We start from the raw sequence: 20,310 nt of genomic DNA on the forward strand, positions 1-20,310 counted from the left end.
GGTCGGGGCATCAGAAGGTGAGGTCGGCCAGGCGCTGTGCGCGTGCGCCGGCGTGGCGGGGAGCGAGCCGGCCGTTGCCGCCCAGCAGCCGCTCGCGCAGCGTGCCGGGGGCGTAGGCCGTGCGGTAGCGCCCGCGCGCCTGCAGCTCGGGCACGACGAGCTCGGCGAAATCCTGGTAGGACTCGGGCGTGACGATGCGGGTGAGGTTGAAGCCGTCGATGTCGCCTTCGTCCACCCAGCGTTCGAGCTCGTCGGCAATGCTGGCCGGGGTGCCGGCGACGACGTGATAGCGCCCGCCCAGCGCATGCTGTTCGAGCAACTGGCGCCGGGTCGCGTTGCGTTCGCGCGCGGCGCTCGCGGCGGACTGGATCGCATTCGATTCGCCATAGGGAATCGGCTCGTCCAGGCCGTAGCGCGCGAAGTCGATGCCGGTGCTCGCGGCGAAGTGCGCGACGCCGCCTTCCGGGCTCGCATGGCGCAGATACTCGGCGAGCTTGTCGTGGGCTTCGGCGTCGGTCGCTCCGGGCACGACCGCGATGCCGACGTAGATCCGCACGTCGTACGGGTCGCGGCCCGCATCGGCGACTGCCTGGCGTAGTTCGCGCGTGGCCTTGCGCGCGGCCTGCGGCGTGGGCGCATGGATGAAGATCCCTTCGGCGTGGCGGGCAGCGAAGCGCTGGCCGCGCCCGGAGCTGCCCGCCTGGAACAGCACCGGCGTGCGCTGCGGCGAGGGCGCACTCATGTGATAGCCCTGTGCCCGGTAGAACGGCCCGTCGTGCTGGATCGGCCGCACCTTGTCCGGGTCGGCATACAGCCGCGCGGCGCGATCGGCGCGTACGGCGTCGTCATCCCAACTGTCTTCCCACAGCTTGTAGGCCACGGCGAGGAAGTCGTCGGCGCGGTCGTAGCGGGTGTCGTGGGCGGCCAGGCCGTCCAGGCCCAGGCCCCGCGCGCCGCTGTCCAGGTAGCCGGTGACGATGTTCCAGCCGATGCGCCCGCGCGTGAGCTGATCGAGCGTAGTCAGTCGACGCGCGAAGGTGTAGGGATGTTCCGCGCCGACGTTGGCGGTGACCGCGAAGCCCAGGTGCTCGGTGACGCTCGCCATGGCGGACACGAGCATCCAGGGATCGTTGACCGGCATCTGCACCGATTCGCGCAGCGTGACGTCGACGTTCCCGCCGTAGACGTCGTAGTTGCCGATGATGTCGGCAATGAACACCGCGTCGAACAGGCCGCGCTCCAGGGTGCGCGCGAGGTCGAGCCAGTAGCCGAGTTCGCCGTGTTCGAGCGAGCGGTCGCGCGGATGGGTCCACATGCCATGGTGGATGTGGCCAACGCAGTTCATCGTGAAGGCATTGACCAGGATCTGCTTTTTCGGGCCGGACATCAGATGGCTCCGTGGCGCGGTGGAATGCGGCCGTTCAGGTAATAGTTGCCGATGGCGTGGTATTTCCAGCGCACCGGATCGTGCAGCGTGTGGGTGCGTGCATTGCGCCAGTAGCGGTCCAGGCCGTGCCGGTTCAGCGTGGCCGAGGTGCCGCCGAGCTCGAGCAGCTTGTTGGCCGCGAGCAGGCTGGCGCGCGTGCTCGCGGCCTTGGCCTGCGCCACCGCCACCGAAGCCCGGGCCACGCTCTGCTCGTCCGGGGCGCGGCGGGCCGCATCGACGATGCGCGCGGCCCGCGCGATCAAGGCGTCGGCCGCCCGCAGGCGCACGTGCACGTCGCCGATCTGCGCCACCAGAAGCGGATCCTGGTCGGCGCGCTCCACGCCCGCGTCCACCCACGGGCGGGCATGCTCGCGGACCCAGGGCAGCAGCGCCTGGAGCGCGCCGTGCCCGATGCCCGCATCGATCGCGGCATGCATGATCTGAGCGAACGGGCCGATGGTCGTGGGCCGCTCGAACGACGCCTTGAAGGGCACGATCCACTCGGGCTGCACGTGCACGTCCTGCAGATGGACCGAGCCGCTGCCGGTCACGCGCTGGCCGAAGCCGTCCCAGTCGTCGGTAACCTGCACGCCCGGCGCGTCCGCAGGCACGAACACCAGGTGGCTGTTCTCGCCGGACTCGTCCTGGCTGACGGCGAGCGTGGGAATCCAGTCGGCGAACAGGGCGCCGGTGCAATAGAACTTGCGGCCATCGAGCCGCCAGGCGGCACCGTCGCGGCGCAGCGTGGTGCGCCGGCGATAGTCCTTGTGCCCGATCTCGGCCAGCGCGTTGCCGAAGCGATCGCCCGCCAGCGCGCGCTGGTAGAAGAAGGCCTGTTGCGCCTCGGTGCCGCCGACGCGCAGCGCTTCGAGCGCATAGAAGTGGTTCTGCGGAATATGGCCGAGCGAGCCGTCGGCTGCCGCGACGAGGGCGATGACGCGCGTCAGCGTGTGCGTGGAGACGCCGGCGCCGCCATGTGCGCGCGGCACGGTGATGGCCCACAGGCCGCTGCGCGAATAGCGTTCTACCTCGGCATACGGCAGGCGTCGTTCCTGGTCGCGTGTGCGCGCCTCGAGCGCGAAGTCTTCGGCGAGCGCGCGGGCGAGCTCGATCGCTTCGGCGTCGTCGCCGATCCGGTGCACGCCGCCGGTCGCGGCGGGAGGGTCGGAAAGTTCGAGGGTCATGTCGGGCAGGCCTTCAATTCCATTGGTGACGGCGTGGCAGCGCGCCGTTCAGCAGGTAGTTGCCAATGAGGTGGTGCTTCCAGCGCACCGGATCGTGCAGCGTGTGCACGCGTGCGTTGCGCCAGTGGCGGTCGAGGTTGTGCTGCGCGCGGGTGGCTGACGAACCGGCCAGTTCGAGCAGGCGCTCGCTGGCGAACAGCGCGGCTTCGGTCGTGAGCACCTTGGCTTCCGCCACCGCCACCGAAGCCTCTGCGCTGCTCTGCGCTGTCACGGGGAGCGCGGCGATCGCGTCGATCCGGTCGGCCGCCTGGAACAGGACTTCCTCGGCCGCCTCGACCGCGATGGCCAGCTCGCCGACTTCCTGGATGATGTAGGGGTCGTCGGTCGCCGCGGCCACGCCGGCGTCCACCCAGGCGCGCGTGTGCGTCCGCACGTAGTCCAGCGCGTCGGCGAAAGCGTTGCGCGCGATGCCGGCGTCGATCGCGGCCTGGATCAACTGCGATACCGGGCCGGACAGGTTGGGCCGATCGGTGTGGGCGTACAGCGGCAGCACGTCGTCCTGCTCGATCGGCACGTCGTCGAGGACGACGGTGCCGCTGGCGGTCGTACGCTGGCCGAAGGCGTCCCAGTCGTCGATGACGCGCACGCCCGGCGCATCGTGGGGGACCCACACCTGCACCGGGCGGCCCGCTTCGTCCTCGGCGCGAAACGGAATCCAATGGGCGAACAGCGCGCCCGTCGAGTAGAAGCGCGTGCCCGAGACCGACAGGCCGTGCGCCGAACGTACGATGCGCGCCGTCGCGTCGGTGACGCGTGCAGCGCGCGCTTTGCGTTCGGGGCCCGCGTTGCCCAGGCGGTGGCCCTGCAGGACGGCGGCAAACCAGCGCGCCTGTTGCGTGGGCGAGCCCATGTCGCGCAGGTTTTGCAGCAGGGCGAAGTGGTTCTGGGGAATCTGCCCGAGCGATGCGTCCGCCGAACACAGGATGACGAAGACCTCGGCGAGCGTGCGATAGCTCACGTCCGCACCGCCATGGGCGCGGGGCACGGTGATCGCGCCCAGGCCGCTCCGGCTGTAGAGGTCCAGCTCGTCCCAGGGCAGGCGGCGTTGCCGATCGCGCTCGGCAGCCTCGCGCCGGAACACGGCGGCGAGTTCACGCGCCACGGCAAGCGCCTCTGCGTCGTCGGCGATGCGTTGTACGGTGCCGGGCGGAGCGACGCGGCGGGCCGGATCGGTCGCGGGAGTTTGTTGGGTCATGGAATCAGGAGAACGGGGCGATGGCGATATTCCACCACCGAAGCCCGTTCACGGGAATGACGCATTTCGCATTTGGATATGGGTATCCCGGGATTGCGCAAGGCCTTGATATTCATGGAGAAGATCGTTTGGGCCCATAAGCTAATGCGGCAGTTGGGGGGTTGTGGCCAGGCCACTTGCGCAGTATTGGCCAGCCCGGGGCCGCAATGGCTCTTTTCAGTTGTCTATGGCGCTGCGGCGATGCGATCCAGGGCACAGCGGATCCGGCTTTGCCGGTCCGCCAGTGCCGCCCCCTCCAGGGGCGCGCGTCAGCGCGTAGGGGGTGGGCTGCGTTCTAGCCAGGGCAAGGCATAGAACTTCTCGTTGCTCGCGTACGACGCATGGATGCGCTCGCGCACCGCGGGGGATGTTTGATAGATCTGCACGAAGCGCGCGATGCGCGGGTCGTCGGCGTTGTCCGCCCGGGTCACGAAGTGGATCGCCCAGCGTCCGTCCTCGACGCCCGAGAAGAGCAGGCCATGCCGCGCGGCGACATCGGCCTTGCCGGCGGCGACGTAGTGCGACGTCACGCCGTAGGCCAGGTCCACGTCCTCGAGCGAGCGCACGAGCTGCGGCCCTTCGATCTCGACGAAGCGCAACCGGCGCGGGTTTTCGGCGATGTCGGCCAGGCTGACGTTGCCCTCGATGCCTGGCTTCAGACGCAGCAGACCGGCCTGCTGCAGCAGCAACAGGCCGCGACCCTGGTTCGCCGGGTCGCTCGCCACGGCAACGCGGGCGCCCTCGGGCACCTGGCGAATGTCGTCGAACTTCAACGAGAAGAGGCCCACGTTGGGCAGCAGGCCGATCGCCACCGGCTTGAAGTCGTACTTGCCCTCGCGCACGGCGTTGGCGAGAAAGGGCAGGTGCTGGAAGTAGTTGACGTCGAGGTCGCCGGCGGCCAGCGCGGTGTTGGGCCCGCGCCACTCGGAGAACTCGATGACTTCGACCGGCAGGCCCTGCCGGTTCGCGTCCGCCGCGGCGGTGTTGATGGAGTCGGCGATGGCGCCGGGCGTGACGCCGATCTTCAGGGGGGCGCCCTGGCCGTGGGCGGAAAAGGCGAGCACGAAGGCGGAGGCGGCCAGGCCGCGCAGCAGGGCAGGCATGCGAATCATGGGAGAGTCCGGCAAGAAAGGCGGAAAGAGGCGGGCACCCGCGCTGCATGGGCGCGGATGCCCGGGGGAGGGAACGGGCGGGTTCAGCGAGTCTTGAGGCGGCGCACGGCGCGATCACCGATCCACTGCACACTGGTGACGAGCGCTATCAGGATCGCGATCACGATCAGCATCACCTGTGTGTCGAAGCGCTGGTAGCCGTAGCGGATGGCCAGGTCGCCCAGGCCGCCGGCGCCGACGGCACCCGCCATGGCGGAGGCGCCGATCAGCGTGACCAGCGTGATGGTGAAGCCGCCGATGATGCCGGGCAGCGCCTCGGGCAGCAGCACGTGCCGCACGATGTGCCACTTGCGGCAGCCCATCGCCTGCGCCGCCTCGATCAGGCCGGCGTCGACCTCGCGCAGGCTCACTTCCGCGATGCGCGCGAAGAACGGCGTGGCGCTGATGGCCAGCGGCACGATCGCCGCCCAGACCCCGATGGTGGTGCCCGCGACGATGCGCGTGAACGGAATGAGCGCCACCAGCAGCACGATGAAGGGCGTGGCGCGAAAGCCGTTGACCACGCCGCCCACGACGCGATTGAGCCGCGGCGACTCGAGAAACCCGCCGGGGGCGGTGACGATCAGCAGGACGGCGATCGGGATGCCGGCGAGCAGGGCGATGCCGCCGGACACGCCGACCATCATCAGCGTGTCCAGAAAGGCCTGCCAGTAGCGATCAGGCGAGAGCGACATGGCCGAGCACCTCGAAGTCGTGAGCGATACCGGAAAGGTTCGACGGGTGGGATGCGTCCTCGGACAAGCCTCGTGTGCCGGGAACGGCGAGCAGGAGCCGGCCCTGGGCGTGGCCCTGGATGCGGTCGATGCCGCCGTGCAGCAGGCGGGCGCGGCCGCCGGCGAGCGCAGCGATGCGCGCCAGCTCCGGTTCGAGACCGCCGTCGCCGCTGTAGCGCAGGCGGACGATGGTTTCGTATGGGCCCTCGGGCGGCGTGGCTTGCAGACGACGGCGGATGTCGTCGGGCAGCTCATGCTGCAGGGGCGCCAGCAGGGCGCGGGTGGCCGCGTGCCGGGGCGAGCCGAACACCTGCCAGACGGGGCCGCACTCGGCGATTTCGCCCTGCTCGAGCACCAGGACGTCGTCCGCGATCTCGCGGATCACGCTCATCTCGTGCGTGATGAGCACGATCGTGATGCCCATCCTGCGGTTGATCTCGCGCAGCAACTGCAGGATGGCCTGCGTCGTCTCGGGGTCCAGCGCGGAGGTCGCCTCGTCGCACAGCAGGATCTCGGGGTGGTGGGCGAGCGCACGCGCAATGCCGACGCGCTGCTTCTGGCCGCCGGAGAGCCGGCTGGGATAGGTGTCCCGCTTGCTGGCGAGGCCGACGAGCTCGAGCAGTTCCTCCACGCGCCGTTCGCGCTGCTCGCGCGGTACGCCGGCGACCTTCAGCGGCAGCGCGACGTTTTCGGCGACCGTCTTGGCCGAGAGCAGGTTGAAGTGCTGGAAGATCATCCCGATGCGCCGGCGCAGCTCGACCAGTGCGTTCTCGTCGAGGCCGGCGAGGTCGATGCCGTCGACCCGTACCTCGCCTGTGCTGGGCGTCTCCAGCCGGTTGAGCAGCCGCAGCAGGCTGGACTTGCCGGCACCGCTGCGGCCGATGATGCCGAACACACGGCCGGCAGGAATGTCCAGGTCGATGTCGTGCAGCGCCTGGACCTTGCCGGCGGAGGATTGGTAGGTCTTGCCGACCCCTTGCAGGGCAATGCTGCCGCCGCGTGCGGCCTGCGCTTGCACGTGGACGGAGGCGGTCGTGTGGACGGCGGCCGACGCCGGGGAGCGCCGGGCTCCCGCGATGTCGCCGCGCAGCGCGGTGGTGAGGTTCACGGCGAGGCTCCTGCGACGGCTTCAAGGTTGCCGCGTCCAGGCCAGCGCGTAGAGCCGCTCGTCGTCGCTGAAACCCTTGTGCGCCACTTCGCGCACGGCGGGCGAGTTCTGGTAGATCTGAATGAAGCGCTGGATGTCGGCGTCGTCGGCGCGGTCCTCGCGGACCACGAAGCGGATGGCGAAGCGGTCGTCCTCGATGCCCGAGTAGGTCAGCCCGCTCGACGGATCGAAGGCCTTGGCGGCGACGATGAAATGCGGGTAGCCGATGGCCAGGTCGACGTCGCCCGTGATGCGCACGAGCTGCGGGCCTTCGGTCTCGACGAACTGCAGCTTCTTGGGGTTGTCCGTGATGTCGGCGAGGCCGCCCAGATAGCCGACGTCCGGCTTGAGCGTGATGAGGCCGGCCTTCTGCAGCAGCAGCAGGCCACGGCCCTGGTTCACCGGATCGCTCGGGATGCCGACCTTGCCGCCCTGCGGCACGTCGGCCACCGTCTTGTGCCGCAGCGAGTACAGGCCGATGTTGCCGAGCAGGCCGACGCCCACGCTCTTGAGCTTGAAGCCCTGTTTCTGGATCGCGTTGTCCAGGAAGGGTTCGTGCTGGAAGTAGTTGATATCGATGTCACCCGCGTTCAGGGCGACGTTGGGCGTCGTCCAGTCGGTGAACTCGATGACTTCGACCTTCAGCCCCTGCGCGTCCGCCTCTTTGGCGGCGGCGGCGACCGTGTCGCCGTAGGCGCCCGGCACCACGCCGATCTTCAGGCCGGCGGCCTGCGCCACGGGCACGATCAGGGCAGCGGCAATGGCGGAGAACAACAGTTTCTTGAATACGTTCTTCATGGCGAATCCAGGGCTGGGGGATGGGAAACCGGAGCGTCCGGTATGTGCCAACCATTGAAGCACCAGGCCCTGGCCGAGTGAAAAACGCATTTCTCATTTGTTAATGCGCGAAAGCCTATCTCCAAGTCCATGAAAAACAAGGGTATTCAAGCCCTGGCCATAACCTAATGACTCAGGGATGGATCGCCTGCGGCATCGGCTGCCGGAAGCTGCGCAACTTGTGCGGTGAACCGCCGGTGCGCGTGCCTCGCGCGCGATCGGGACTTCACTGATACGAGCGCGCGTCCTCGATCACCTTGCCGTCGTTGGGCAGGCTGCCCGCGGCCACCAGGAGGACGTCGGCGCGCAGCTTGGTCACGTCGCGTGCGCTGGCGGCGATGCGCTCGGCCAGGCCTTGCGCGGCGCCGTCGACTTCCACGTGCAGAGTCATCGCATCGCCGCTGGCCGAGTCCGACACCACCAGGCGCGCGCGCCGGACTTCCGGGTGCCGGCGCGCCACCTCGGCGACCTGCCCGGGATGCACGAACATGCCGCGCACCTTGGTCGTCTGGTCGGCGCGGCCCAGCCAGCCGCGGATGCGCCGGTTGGTGCGCCCGCAGGGCGAGGCGCCGGGCAGGATGGCCGACAGGTCGCCGGTGGCGAACCGGATCAGCGGATAGTCCGGGTTGAAGGCCGTCACGACCACTTCGCCGACCTCGCCCTCGGGCAAGGGGTCGCCCGTGCCGGGGCGCACGATCTCCAGGATCACGTCCTCGCTCAGCACCAGGCCGTCGCGCGCCGGCGTTTCGTAGGCCACCATGCCGACATCGGCGCTGCCGTAGGCCTGATAGCCTTCGACGCCGTGCTCGCGCAGCCAGGCGCACAGCGAGGGGGGAAACGCCTCGCCCGAGACCAGGGCTTTCGTGAGCGAGGGCAGCCGCACGCCCAGCTCGTCCGCTTTCTCCAGCAGCAGCTTGAGAAAGCTGGGCGTACCGGTGTAGCCCTGCGCACGCAGCTCGTGCATGGTGCGCACCTGCTGTTCGGTATTGCCGGTGCCGCCCGGGAACACCGTGCATTGCAGGGCATGCGCGGCCGTCTCCATCATCGAGCCGGCCGGCGTGAAGTGGTAGGCGAAGCAGTTGTGCACCAGGTCGCCCGTCCGAAACCCGGCCGCGTACAGCGCGCGCGCGAAGCGCCAGTAGTCCGGCCGGGCGGACTCGGGCTCGTAGATCGGGCCGGGCGAGGCGAACACGCGGCGCGCCTGGCCGCCGCGCAGCGTCATGAAGCCGCCGGTGGCGTCGCGCCCGGCGGCGCGGCCCACCTGCTGGCGCTCGAGCAGGGCGCTCTTGCGCAGTACCGGCAAGGCGGCCAGGGCCTCGCGCGAGGCGACCTGCTGCGGCGCCACGCCCGCCAGATGTTCGGCAAGGGCGGGTGCGCCCTCGATGGCCCGCGCCACCAGCCCGGGCAGGCGGGCCATGAGGTCGTGCTCGCGCTGCGCCGGGTCGCGGGTTTCCAGGGCGTCGTAATGATCGGACATGATGAATCTCTCGAGGCGGGAAACGGGTCAGGCGAGCCAGCGCTTGCGGCGGCGGTAGAACTTGGTGTCGCGGAAACTCTTGCGCCCGGACGTGCCGATGCCGAGGTAGAACTCCTTGACGTCCTCGTTGGCGGTCAGGCTGGCGGCCGCCCCGTCCATCATCACCCGGCCGTTCTCCAGGATGTAGCCGTAGTCGGCATAGCGCAGGGCGATGTTGGTGTTCTGCTCGGCGAGCAGGAAGCTCACCGACTCGCGCTGGTTGAGGTCGCGCACGATCTGGAAGATCTCGTCGACGACCTGGGGCGCCAGGCCCATCGAGGGCTCGTCGAGCAGGATCATGTCCGGGTCGGCCATCAGCGCCCGGCCGATGGCGGTCATCTGCTGCTCGCCGCCCGAGGTGTAGCCGGCCTGGCTCGCGCGCCGCGTCTTCAGGCGCGGAAAGTAGGTGTAGACGCGTTCGAGCGCGCCCGCCTGGTCCGCGCGGGAAAGGCTGCGCGTGTAGGCGCCGGTCAGCAGGTTCTCTTCCACGGTGAGGTGGGCGAAGCAGTGCCGGCCCTCCATCACCTGCACGACGCCGCGCTTGACCAGGTCGGCCGGGGTCAGTCTCTCGACCTTCTCGCCCTTGTATTCGATGTTGCCCTTGGTGACCTCGCCGCGCTCGCCCTGCAGCAGGTTGGAGATCGCACGCAGCGTGGTCGTCTTGCCGGCGCCGTTGGCGCCGAGCAGGGCGGTGATGCCGCCGCGCGGCACGGTCAGCGAGACCCCCTTCAAGACCAGGATCACGTGGTTGTAGATGACTTCGATGCCGTTGACGCTGAGTAGCGGTTCGGCGGGCGGCGCAGCGGACATGGCGGCCTCGGCGGTGGGGGTGGAAGGAGGCGGCGGGCGCCGCCTCCGCGGTCGGCCCGTCAGCCCTCGCAGGTGCGCGGGGTGACGTTCTTCTCCTTGGCGTAGCGCTCGGCGGTTTCCTTGACCAGCGGGCCGACCACGCTCTGGTCGGCCTGGTACCAGTCGGAAGGCTCGCCCCATTGCTTGCCGTCCCATTGCACGATGCGCGCCCAGTCGGCGCCCAGGTGGTTGGCGCAGGAGGTCTGGATCGGACGCATGATCTGGCCGAAGCCCAGCTCGTCCAGGCGTTCCTGCGTGAGATTCAGGTTCTCGAAGCCCCAGCGCACCTGCTCGGGCGTGAGTGTCTTGCCCTGGCCGAACTTCTCCTGCGCCGTGCGGATCGCCTCGACCTGCAGCATCGAGATCATCATGCCGCGCGTGTGCGCCATCACGCCGACTTCGTTCTGGTTGCCGGCGGTGCCCTGTCCCTTGGCGTAGACCTGCTGCCTGACGTCGTCGTGCACGCGGTCCTGGGCCGAGCTGTTGTGGATGGTGATGGTGTTGTAGCCCTTGGCCGCGGCGCCCAGGTCGCGCACGTCGTGGTCCGAGCCGCTCCACCAGATGCCGTACATCTTCTCGCGCGGATAGCCGGTGGCCTGGGCCTCGCGGATGGCGGTGGGCGTCATGATGCCGGCGCTCCAGAGCAGGATGTAGTCGGGGCGCTGCTGGCGCACCTGCAGCCAGGTCGACTTCTGTTCCACGCCGGGCGCCGTGACCGGGTAGAGCAGCAGCTCGAAGCCGTCGCGCTGCGCCAGGCGCTGCAGCAACGGGATCGGCTCCTTGCCGTAGGGCGAGTCGTGGTAGACCAGGCCCACCTTTTTGCCCTTCAGGCTGCCTTGCTCCTGCTTGGCGATGTGCTGCATGATCGAGTCGGCCGCCGTCCAGTAGGTGCCGAGCAGCGGGAAGTTCCATTCGAAGACCGTGCCGTCCACCGACTGCGACAGGCCGTAGCCCATGGTCTCGACGGTGACCTTGTCGATCGGCGCCTTGTCGCTGATGGCGAAGGTGATGCCGGTGGACTGCGGATCGAAACCTGAGGCCCCGCTGCCGCGCGTCTTCAAGCGCTCGTAGCATTCGACGCCCTTGGCGGTGTCGTAGGCCGTCTCGCATTCCTCGTACACCAGCCTGACGCCGTTCACGCCGCCGTCGCGCGCATTGACGAGCTTGAGGTAGTCCTGCTTGCCGTCGGCCCAGGGGATGCCCAGCGGCGCGAACTGGCCGGTGCGATACACCAGCAGCGGGATGAATTGCTCCGCGGGCTGCGCGAGCGCAGTGGCGCTGCCGAGGGCGCCGGCCAGGGCCGCACCGGCGAGGGCGCAGCGGGCGATAGTCGAGCGTTTCATGCGGTGTCTCCTGGTGGTGTCTTCATCGCACGGCGGGATGCCATGCTGGGTACGGCGAATCCGTGCGGGTCAATGGGGAAAGGGCCACAGGCGCAGCTTCTCGCGGCCGATGGCCCACAGCCGGGCCAGGCCGTGCGGCTCGGCGATGAGAAAGAAGACGATCAGCGCGCCGAAGACCATGTGCTCGATGTGCGAGGCCAGCGCGGTGGACATCGGCAGGCCGAGCAGGGCCGGGATGTTGGTGAGCAGGATGGGCACGAGCACGATGAAGGCGGCGCCGAAGAAGCCGCCGACGATCGAGCCCATGCCGCCGATGATGACCATGAAGAGCAGTTGCAGCGAGCGGTCCAGGCCGAAGGCCGCGGGCTCCCAGGAGCCGAGGTAGACGTAGCCCCAGAGCGCGCCGGCGACGCCGACGATGAAGGAGCTGACCGCGAAGGCCGTGAGCTTGGCACGCATCGGCCGGATGCCGATCACGCTCGCGGCCACGTCCATGTCGCGGATCGCCATCCACTCGCGGCCGATTGCGCCGCGCACCAGGTTCTTGGCGATCAGCGTGAACACCACCACGAAGCACAGCACGAACACGTACTTGGCGGTGGGCGAGACGATGGGCAGGCCGAGGACGTGCAGGGTGGGCACCGACACCGCGCCCGACGGCGAGTAGTTGGTGAACCAGTCCAGGCGCAGGAAGGTCCAGTCGATGAAGAACTGCGCGGCGAGGGTGGCGACCGCGAGATACAGCCCGCGGATGCGCAGGCTGGGTATGCCGAAGACGATGCCGACCAGGGTGGCGCAGGCGCCGCCCGCGAGGATCTGGGCGATCACCGGCAGGCCGGGGATGCGCACACCGAAGTTCCAGGCGGCGTAGGCGCCCACCGCCATGAAGGCGCCGGTGCCGAGCGAGATCTGGCCGCAGTAGCCGACCAGGATGTTCAGGCCGACCGCGGCGAGCGAGAGGATGAGAAAGGGCAGCAGCACCGCGCGCAGCAGGTAGTCGCTGGCGAAGTAGGGCACCACGGTGAAGGCCGCGGCGATCAGGGCGAGCACGAAGATCCTGTCCTGGCGGACGGGGAAGATCTGCTGGTCGGCGAGGTAGCTGGTCTTGAACTGGCCGTTTTCGCGGTAGTACATGCGGTGGGCGTCCTGGGCGCGTGTGCTGGGGCGGTCTGGGCGGGGCGCGTCAGACGCGGTCGATGATCTTCTCGCCGAACAGGCCCTGCGGCCGGAACAGCAGGAAGACGAGGGCGAGCACGTAGGCGAACCAGATCTCGATGCCGCCGCCGATCATGGGACCCAGGTACACCTCGGAGAGCTTCTCGCCCACGCCGATGATGAGGCCGCCGACGATGGCGCCGGGCACCGAGGTCAGGCCGCCCAGGATCACCACGGGCAGGGCGCGCAGGGCGGCGGTGGACAGCGAGAACTGCACGCCGAGCTTGGAGCCCCAGACGATGCCGGCGACCAGGGCCACGATGCCGGCGACGGACCACACGATCACCCAGATGCGGTTGAGCGGGATGCCCACGGACTGCGCGGCCTGGTGGTCGTCGGCCACGGCGCGCAGCGCGCGCCCGGTGCCCGTGTACTGGAAGAACAGCGCCAGCAGCGCGACCAGGGCGGCGGCGACCAGGGCGGCGATCAGGTCTTCCGGGTTGACCAGCACACCGCCCTCGAACACGTTGTCCAGCAGGAACAGCGGGTCCTTGGGCATGCCCACGTCGATGCGGTAGACATCGCTGCCGAAGAGCGTCTGCCCCATGCCGTCCAGGAAGTACGTGATGCCGATGGTGGCCATCAGCAGGGTGGCCAGATCCTGGTTGACGAGATGGCGCAGCACCAGGCGCTCGATGGCCACCGCGAGCAGGCACATGAGGCCGGCGGTGACGACGAAGGCAAGCACGTTGGCGAGCAGCAGGCTCTCGAAGCCCAGCCAGCGCGGCAGCCATTCCGAGAAGCGCGCCATGGAGAGGGCCGCGACCAGCACCATCGCGCCCTGGGCGAAGTTGAAGACGCCCGAGGCCTTGAAGATCAGCACGAAGCCCAGGCCGATCAGGGCGTAGAGCATGCCCGAGGTCAGGCCGCCGATCAGCGTTTCCAGAAAGAATCCCATGGCTGTCTCCGTGCTCAGTGCGCCGCGCCGAGGTAGGCCCGGATGACGTCTTCGTTGGCGCGCACCTCGTGCGGTGCGCCGTCGCCGATCTTGCGGCCGTAGTCGAGCACCACCACGCGGTCGGCGATGTCCATGACCACGCCCATGTCGTGCTCGATCAGCACGATGGTGGTGCCGAATTCGTCGTTGACGTCGAGGATGAAGCGGCTCATGTCCTGCTTTTCCTCGACGTTCATGCCGGCCATGGGCTCGTCGAGCAGCAAGAGGCGCGGCTCCATGGCGAGCGCGCGGCCCAGGTCCACGCGTTTCTGCAGGCCGTAGGGCAGCCGGCCCACCGGAGTCTTGCGATGGGCCTGGATTTCCAGGAAGTCGATGATGTGCTCGACGAACTCGCGCTGGCGCACTTCCTCGCGCGCGGCCGGCCCGATGCGCAGGGCCTGGGCGAGCAGCCCGGAGCGAAAGTGCAGGTTGCGCCCGGCCATGATGTTGTCGAGCACACTCATGCCCTTGAAGAGGGCGAGGTTCTGGAACGTACGCGCGATGCCCATCTCGGCGGCGCGGCGCGGGCTCATCCGCGCGAAGGTGCGGCCCTGGAAGGCGATGCTGCCCTGCTGCGGGGTATAGACCCCGTTGACCACATTGAGCATCGAGCTCTTGCCCGCGCCGTTGGGCCCGATGATGGCGCGGATCTCGTGCTCGCGCACATCGAAGGAGATGTCGGTGAGCGCCTTCACGCCGCCGAAGGCGAGCGACACGTTCTGCAAGTCCAGCACGACCTCGCCGATGCTGCGTTCCATGGGCATCCAGATCTCCGTCAGGCCGCGCGCGCGAGCTTGGCGCCGGGCGCGGCGGGCGCGTCGCTGATCGCCACGTCGGCCGAGATGCGGCCGGTGCGCCCGTCCTCGAACTTCACCTCGGTCTCCACGCGCTGGCGCGAGCGGCCGGCGAACATGGCGTCGACCAGCGCCGCGTACTTCTGCTCGATGAAGCCGCGGCGCACCTTGCGCGTGCGGGTAAGCTCGTCGTCGTCGGGATCGAGCTCCTTGTGCAGGACGAGAAAGCGCCGCACCTGCGAGGCCGCGAGCCTGGGGTCGTCGGCCAGGTCGGCATTGACCTGGGCCACGCATTGCGCGATGAGTTCGTACACTTCCGGCTTGGCGGCGAGATCGGTGTAGCCGGCGTAGGGCAGGCCGCGGCGCTCGGCCCAGTTGCCGACGGCTTCCAGGTCGATGTTCACGAAGGCGCACACCTCGCTGCGGCCCGCGCCGAAGGCCACGGCTTCCTTGACGTACGGAAAGAACTTGAGCTTGTTCTCGATGAACTTGGGCGCGAACAGGCTGCCGTCGGCCAGCCGGCCGACATCCTTCGCGCGGTCGATGATCTTCAGATGGCCGCGCTCGTCGAGATAGCCCGCGTCGCCCGTGCGATACCAGCCGTCCTCGTCGAACGCTTCGGCGGTGGCCTTGGGGTTGCGGTAGTACTCGCGGAACAGGCCTGGGCTCTTGACCAGCACCTCGCCGCCCTCGCTCACGCGGATCTGCACGCCGTCCACCGGCGGGCCGACCGTGTCGTCGTAGACCTGGCCGTCGGGCTGCACGCAGACGAACACCGAGGTCTCGGTCGAGCCGTAGAGCTGCTTGAGGTTGATGCCGATAGAGCGGTAGAAAACGAAGAGATCCGGGCCGATCGCCTCGCCCGCGGTATAGGCCACGCGCACGCGGCTCATGCCGAGCGCATTGCGCAGCGGCCCGTAGACCAGCAGGTCGCCCAGGGCGTAGTGCAGGCGCGCGCCCGCGCTCACCTTGTCGCCGTCGAGCAGGGCCGGCCCCACGCGCTTGGCCACCTTCATGAAATGATGGAACATGGTGCGCTTTAACCGGCCGGCGTCCTCCATGCGGATGCTGACCTGCGTGAGCAGCCCTTCCAGCACGCGCGGCGGCGCGAAATAGTAGGTCGGGCCGATGTCGCGCAGGTCGATCGATACCGTCTCTGGGGATTCGGGATGGTTCACCGTGAAGCCGGTGACCAGCAGTTGTGTGTACGAGAACATGTTCTGGCCGATCCACGCCGGCGGCAGATAGGCCAGCACCTCCTCGCGGTCGGTCAGGCGCTCCATGCGTTCGACCGCGCGGGCACGGTCGATCAGCGCGCGATGGGTGAGCACCACGCCCTTGGGGCGCCCGGTGGTGCCGGAGGTATAGAACATGGCGGCGGGCTCGTCGGCATCGGCGGCGGCGATCGCCTGCTCGATCCCGCCGGGCTGGTCGCGCGCATGCTCGTCGCCGCGGACCAGCAATGCCGCGTAGTCGAGCAGCGCCCCATCGCCGTAGTGGCGCATGCCGCGCGGATCGTCGTAGACGATGTGGCGCAGGGCCGGACATTGCGCCCGGATCTCCAGCAGCTTGTCCACCTGCTCCTGGTTCTCGGCGAAGGCGACCTCGACCTCGGCATCCTGCAGCACGTACACCATTTCCTGCGCCACCGCGTCCTGGTAGAGCGGTACGGGGATGGCGCGCAGGCACTGCGTGGCCATCATCGCCATGGTGAGGCGCGGACGGTTCTCGCCGATGACGGCGACGTGCCGGCCCGGCGCGACGCCCAGCGCGGCCATGCCGTGGGCGAGGCGGCGGACTTCGGTGGCCACATCCCGCCAGGCGCGCGTCTGCCAGATGCCCAGATCCTTCTCGCGCAGCGCGGGGCGGCCCGGGCGCACTCGGGCGTGCTCCAGGAGCAGGCGAGGAAAGGTGTCGGGCGCCGACGCAAGGGCCGTCGAGTTCCCGGTCAGGCTGCCGCCAGGCGGCAGCAGGGTCGTCCACGATGCGGCTGTCGCCACGATGTCTCCTTGCTGGCTCGTTCCGGTCCGGACGCGCTGCGGTGCGGCGCCTCCGGTGCGCGCGGCGCAGCCCTGTTCGGACGCCCACGTGCGGGACAACTTGTCCCGGGTGCGATAAGGTTACGGCTGGCGTCGGCGCTTGAATGTCGTGGGAACGACATTCGAGGGTAATCACTAACCTCGGGCATCACGGTGCGCAGACACCGGCTCGCGCAACTACACAGTCATGGCCACCACCAGCCAGGAGACCCTCGCGGAACCTACGGTTACCGCCCGCTGGATCGACATCCTCACGCCCGAGCAGCAGGCGCGCGTGCGGCGCGATCTGGCCTTCGAGCGCGTTGTCGCAGGGCACGTGGTCGAGCACATCGGCGGCTGGGCCGACGCCTGGCTCGGCGTGGTCGACGGCCTGCTGCGCGTCTCGGTGGGCAGCCCGGATGGGCGCGTGGTGTCCTTCACCGGCATTCCGCCCGGGGGATGGCTGGGCGAGGGTTCACTGCTCAAGCGCGAACGCCGCAAGTACGACGTGGTGGCCCTGCGCGAATCCGTGGTCGCCCGGCTGCCGGCCGCCACCTTCGACTGGCTGCTCGACACCAGCATCCCGTTCAACCGCTACATGCTCACCCAGCTCAACGAGCGCGTGGCGCAGTTCATCGGCCGCTCCGAGTATCGGTTGCTGGAGCCGGATGCGCGCGTGGCGCGCCACCTGGCGGAGTTGTTCAACCCGCTGCTGTATCCGGGCGCGGGCATGCGGCTGGCCATCAACCAGGAAGAGCTGGGCTACCTGGCCGGCGTGTCGCGCCAGCGCGCGAACCAGGCGCTGCGCGCGCTCGAAGCGGCCGGCCTGGTGACGGTGGCCTACGGCGCCATCGAGGTACGCGACCTGGACGGGCTCAAGCGCTACGTCGGCTGACGCGCTGTAGCGCTTGCGCGCCCGGCGCGCGGGCATGGCCGGGATCGGCGCCGCTTGCGCCTGGCCCGGGACAGCGTGCCGTCGACCATCGGCCTGCCGACACTGGAGGTCACAGCGGAGGGTTGGCGAAATACTGTATATTCATACAGTGGAAATCGCTCGCAAACTCGCCATCCTTGCCGACGCTGCCAAGTACGACGCCTCCTGCGCGTCGAGCGGGGCCGCCCCTCGCCATTCGCTGGGCGGGCGCGGCATCGGCTCGACCGAGGGCATGGGCATCTGCCACAGCTATACGCCGGACGGCCGCTGCGTGTCGCTGCTCAAGGTGCTGCTCACCAACTTCTGCACCTACGATTGCCTGTATTGCGTCAACCGCGTGAGCAGCAACGTACCGCGTGCGCGCTTCTCCACGGATGAGGTGGTCGCGCTCACCCTGGATTTCTACCGGCGCAACTGCATCGAGGGCCTGTTCCTGAGTTCGGGCATCATCCGCTCGCCCGACTACACCATGGAACAGGTGGTCGAGGTGGCGCGCGCGCTGCGCGAGGACCATGATTTTCGCGGCTACATCCATCTCAAGACGATTCCCGAGGCCAGTACCGAACTGCTGGAGCGCGCGGGGCGCTATGCCGACCGCCTGAGCATCAACGTCGAGCTGCCCACCGAGCAGGGGCTGGCCAGCCTGGCGCCCGAGAAGAACGCCCCGGGCATACGCCGTACCATGGCGCGCATGCGCCTGCACATCGACGATGCGCGCGAGGCGGCCCAGGCGGCGGCGCCCACCGCCATGCCGGGCCGCGCCAAGGCCGCGCCCGCGCCGCCGCCGCGCTTCGCACCTGCGGGCCAGAGCACGCAGATGATCGTTGGGGCGGACGGCGCCGACGATCGGGCCATCCTTGCCAGCAGTGCCCGGCTGTATGGCGCGTACCGGCTGCGCCGCGTGTACTACTCCGCCTTCAGCCCGATCCAGGATGCCTCGTCGCGCCTGCCGCTCGCCGCGCCGCCGCTGCTGCGCGAGCACCGGCTCTACCAGGCCGATTGGCTCATGCGCTACTACGGGTTCGCCCACGACGAGATCGTGCCTGCCGCCTCGGGCATGCTGTCGCTGCAATACGACCCCAAGCTTGCCTGGGCGCTCGCCAATCGCCATGCGTTTCCGGTCGACCTGAACCGCGCGCCGCGCGAGCGCATGTTGCGTGTGCCCGGCCTGGGTGTGCGCACGGTGGATCGCCTGTTGCAGGCCCGGTGCTATCGCCGGCTGCGCACGGGCGATCTCGCCGCCGCGCGCGTGTCGCTGCCCAAGGTCCTGCCCTTCGTCGTCCTGGCCGACCACAGCCCGGGCCAGACGCTGGACGCCGCCCGGCTCGAACAGCGTCTGGCCCGGCCGCCCGTGCAGGGCGATCTGTTCGCGGCGGCGCCATATTCCGGGCAGCCGGCGGCATCCGCCGGCGGGGCCATGGCCATGCAGCCCAGCGGAGCGCTCGCGTGACGGTGCGCGCCGTCGTTGCCGACGACAGCGACTTCGACGGCTTTCGCCGGCGTGCGCGCGCCTTGCTGCTCGCCGGCGTGGCGCCGGCCGACGTGGTCTGGCAGGTCGGCGCGGGTGCGGACCTCTTCTGCGACGCTGCCCAGGAAGACATCGCCGGGACAGCCGATCCCGGCTTGCGGGTGTCGCGCGAGTTCCTGCGCGTGCTGGCGCTGGCTGCACTGCACAGCGAGCCCGGCCGCCATGCCTTGCTGTACCGGCTGCTCTGGCGCGTGCGCGCCGAACCGGCGCTCGCGCGCGATACGCTGGATGCGGATCACGGCCGCGTGCGCCTGCTCGCGCGGGCCGTGCAGCGCGACATGCACAAGATGAAGGCCTTCGTGCGTTTTCGGCCCATGCCGGCGCAGGCCGCGGCGGAGGTCGCCTGGCGCGGCGCGCACCCGCCGTCGGGCGACGCGCCCTTGCACGTGGCCTGGTTCGAGCCGGAGCACCATATCGTCGAGGCGGTGGGCCCGTTCTTCGCCCGGCGCTTCGCCGGCATGCCCTGGGCCGTGCTGACGCCGCGGCGCAGCCTGCGCTGGGACGGTGCGAGCCTCGCGCCGGGGCCGGGCGCCGCGCGCGCGAGCGCACCCGCCGCCGACGCGGACGAATCGCTGTGGCTCACCTATTACCGCAGCGTCTTCAACCCGGCGCGGCTCAAGCTGCGCACGATGGAAAACGAGATGCCGCGGCGGTACTGGCGCAACCTGCCCGAGGCCGCGCTGATCGCGCCCCTGGCAAACCAGGCGGCAGCGCGTACCGGCCAGATGCTGGCAGCGCAAGCCACCGGCGAGGCCGCGCACGCGCTCGCGCTGCGGCGCCGCGCCAAGCTCGTGCCGATCTCGCCTGCCGCGGCCCACGACCTGGATGGCCTGGCGGCCCAGGTCGCGCAATGCCGCGCCTGTCCCCTCGGCGAGCATGCCACCCAGGCCGTGTTCGGCTGCGGGCGCCGCGACGCGCACGTCATGGTCGTGGGCGAGCAGCCGGGCGATCAGGAGGACTTGCGCGGGCTGCCCTTCGTCGGCCCGGCCGGACAGTTGCTCGACCGTGCCTTCGGCGAGCTGGGCTGGAACCGTGAGCAGCTCTATCTCACCAACGCGGTCAAGCACTTCAAGTTCGAGCTGCGCGGCAAGCGGCGCATGCACAAGACACCCGGCCAGCGCGAAGCGCTCGCCTGCGCGCCCTGGCTGGAGGGCGAGATCCGCACGGTCAAGCCGCGCGCCATCATCGCCCTGGGCGCCACCGCGGCGCGCTCCCTGCTCGCGGGGCCGGTCGCCGTCACCGCGCAGCGTGGCCAGTGGCTGCGCCGCTCCGACACCGTGCCGGTGTTGGTCACCCTGCACCCGGCGGCGCTGCTGCGCAGCCAGTCGGGTGATGACGAGGGGGAATACCGGCGCTGGGTGGCCGACCTGGCGCGGGCGGCGGCGTATGTGGGGTAGGGCCTC

The 20,310-nt window shown here is 69.5% G+C and carries 17 protein-coding genes; 3 read left to right on the forward strand and 14 right to left on the reverse strand.

Features of this window, described 5'->3' with window-relative positions; genetic code table 11:
* Positions 1-10: 10 nt before the first annotated feature.
* From FOZ76_RS12210 to FOZ76_RS12275, 14 genes are all read right to left on the reverse strand, one after another.
* On the reverse strand, positions 11-1,387 hold the full coding sequence (locus tag FOZ76_RS12210) for an LLM class flavin-dependent oxidoreductase (RefSeq protein ID WP_143948543.1): 1,377 nt from the start codon (positions 1,385-1,387) through the stop codon (positions 11-13).
* Positions 1,387-2,610, reverse strand: a complete 1,224-nt coding sequence (locus tag FOZ76_RS12215; protein WP_143948544.1) for an SfnB family sulfur acquisition oxidoreductase — start codon at positions 2,608-2,610, stop codon at positions 1,387-1,389. The genes FOZ76_RS12210 and FOZ76_RS12215 overlap by 1 nt, the downstream gene beginning before the upstream one ends.
* Before the next feature lie 13 nt (positions 2,611-2,623).
* A complete protein-coding gene (locus FOZ76_RS12220) occupies positions 2,624-3,865 on the reverse strand; it encodes an SfnB family sulfur acquisition oxidoreductase (protein ID WP_143948545.1) in 1,242 nt (413 codons plus the stop codon).
* Positions 3,866-4,173: 308 nt separating this feature from the next.
* Positions 4,174-5,016, reverse strand: coding sequence for a MetQ/NlpA family ABC transporter substrate-binding protein (locus FOZ76_RS12225; protein ID WP_143948546.1), 843 nt, complete (start codon positions 5,014-5,016; stop codon positions 4,174-4,176).
* A gap of 83 nt (positions 5,017-5,099) precedes the next feature.
* Positions 5,100-5,750, reverse strand: coding sequence for a methionine ABC transporter permease (locus tag FOZ76_RS12230; protein WP_143948547.1), 651 nt, complete (start codon positions 5,748-5,750; stop codon positions 5,100-5,102).
* Entirely contained in the window at positions 5,734-6,897 is a 1,164-nt protein-coding gene (locus FOZ76_RS12235) for a methionine ABC transporter ATP-binding protein (RefSeq protein WP_143948548.1), read from the reverse strand. The genes FOZ76_RS12230 and FOZ76_RS12235 overlap by 17 nt, the downstream gene beginning before the upstream one ends.
* Positions 6,898-6,918: 21 nt before the next feature.
* Positions 6,919-7,734, reverse strand: coding sequence for a MetQ/NlpA family ABC transporter substrate-binding protein (locus FOZ76_RS12240; RefSeq protein WP_143948549.1), 816 nt, complete (start codon positions 7,732-7,734; stop codon positions 6,919-6,921).
* A gap of 265 nt (positions 7,735-7,999) precedes the next feature.
* Positions 8,000-9,250 (reverse strand): phenylacetate--CoA ligase family protein, encoded by a 1,251-nt coding sequence (locus FOZ76_RS12245; RefSeq protein ID WP_143948550.1) that lies wholly within the window; start codon positions 9,248-9,250, stop codon positions 8,000-8,002.
* A 27-nt stretch (positions 9,251-9,277) separates the two neighbouring features.
* On the reverse strand, positions 9,278-10,099 hold the full coding sequence (locus tag FOZ76_RS12250) for an ABC transporter ATP-binding protein (RefSeq protein WP_143948551.1): 822 nt from the start codon (positions 10,097-10,099) through the stop codon (positions 9,278-9,280).
* 59 nt (positions 10,100-10,158) lie between these two features.
* Positions 10,159-11,481 (reverse strand): ABC transporter substrate-binding protein, encoded by a 1,323-nt coding sequence (locus FOZ76_RS12255; protein ID WP_143948552.1) that lies wholly within the window; start codon positions 11,479-11,481, stop codon positions 10,159-10,161.
* A 69-nt stretch (positions 11,482-11,550) separates the two neighbouring features.
* Positions 11,551-12,615 (reverse strand): branched-chain amino acid ABC transporter permease, encoded by a 1,065-nt coding sequence (locus FOZ76_RS12260; RefSeq protein ID WP_143948553.1) that lies wholly within the window; start codon positions 12,613-12,615, stop codon positions 11,551-11,553.
* A gap of 49 nt (positions 12,616-12,664) precedes the next feature.
* Positions 12,665-13,594, reverse strand: coding sequence for a branched-chain amino acid ABC transporter permease (locus FOZ76_RS12265; protein WP_143948554.1), 930 nt, complete (start codon positions 13,592-13,594; stop codon positions 12,665-12,667).
* 14 nt (positions 13,595-13,608) lie between these two features.
* Positions 13,609-14,391 (reverse strand): ABC transporter ATP-binding protein, encoded by a 783-nt coding sequence (locus FOZ76_RS12270; RefSeq protein WP_170235413.1) that lies wholly within the window; start codon positions 14,389-14,391, stop codon positions 13,609-13,611.
* 17 nt (positions 14,392-14,408) lie between these two features.
* Positions 14,409-16,379: an AMP-dependent synthetase/ligase gene (locus FOZ76_RS12275; protein WP_143948598.1), complete on the reverse strand. Its 1,971-nt coding sequence runs from the start codon at positions 16,377-16,379 to the stop codon at positions 14,409-14,411.
* A 274-nt stretch (positions 16,380-16,653) separates the two neighbouring features.
* Here FOZ76_RS12275 and FOZ76_RS12280 point away from each other — a divergent pair, with 274 nt between their 5' ends.
* The 3 genes from FOZ76_RS12280 to FOZ76_RS12290 all read left to right on the forward strand — a co-directional run bounded on the left by FOZ76_RS12280 (position 16,654) and on the right by FOZ76_RS12290 (position 20,304).
* Positions 16,654-17,340: a Crp/Fnr family transcriptional regulator gene (locus FOZ76_RS12280; RefSeq protein ID WP_143948556.1), complete on the forward strand. Its 687-nt coding sequence runs from the start codon at positions 16,654-16,656 to the stop codon at positions 17,338-17,340.
* A 148-nt stretch (positions 17,341-17,488) separates the two neighbouring features.
* Entirely contained in the window at positions 17,489-18,829 is a 1,341-nt protein-coding gene (locus FOZ76_RS12285; protein ID WP_211366217.1) for a putative DNA modification/repair radical SAM protein, read from the forward strand.
* Entirely contained in the window at positions 18,826-20,304 is a 1,479-nt protein-coding gene (locus FOZ76_RS12290) for a UdgX family uracil-DNA binding protein (RefSeq protein ID WP_246129468.1), read from the forward strand. Before FOZ76_RS12285 ends, FOZ76_RS12290 begins: the two co-directional genes overlap by 4 nt.
* The last annotated feature ends 6 nt before the right edge of the window (positions 20,305-20,310 follow it).

The organism is Verticiella sediminum (assembly GCF_007558815.1).
GTDB classification, from domain to species: Bacteria; Pseudomonadota; Gammaproteobacteria; order Burkholderiales; family Burkholderiaceae_B; genus Verticiella; species Verticiella sediminum.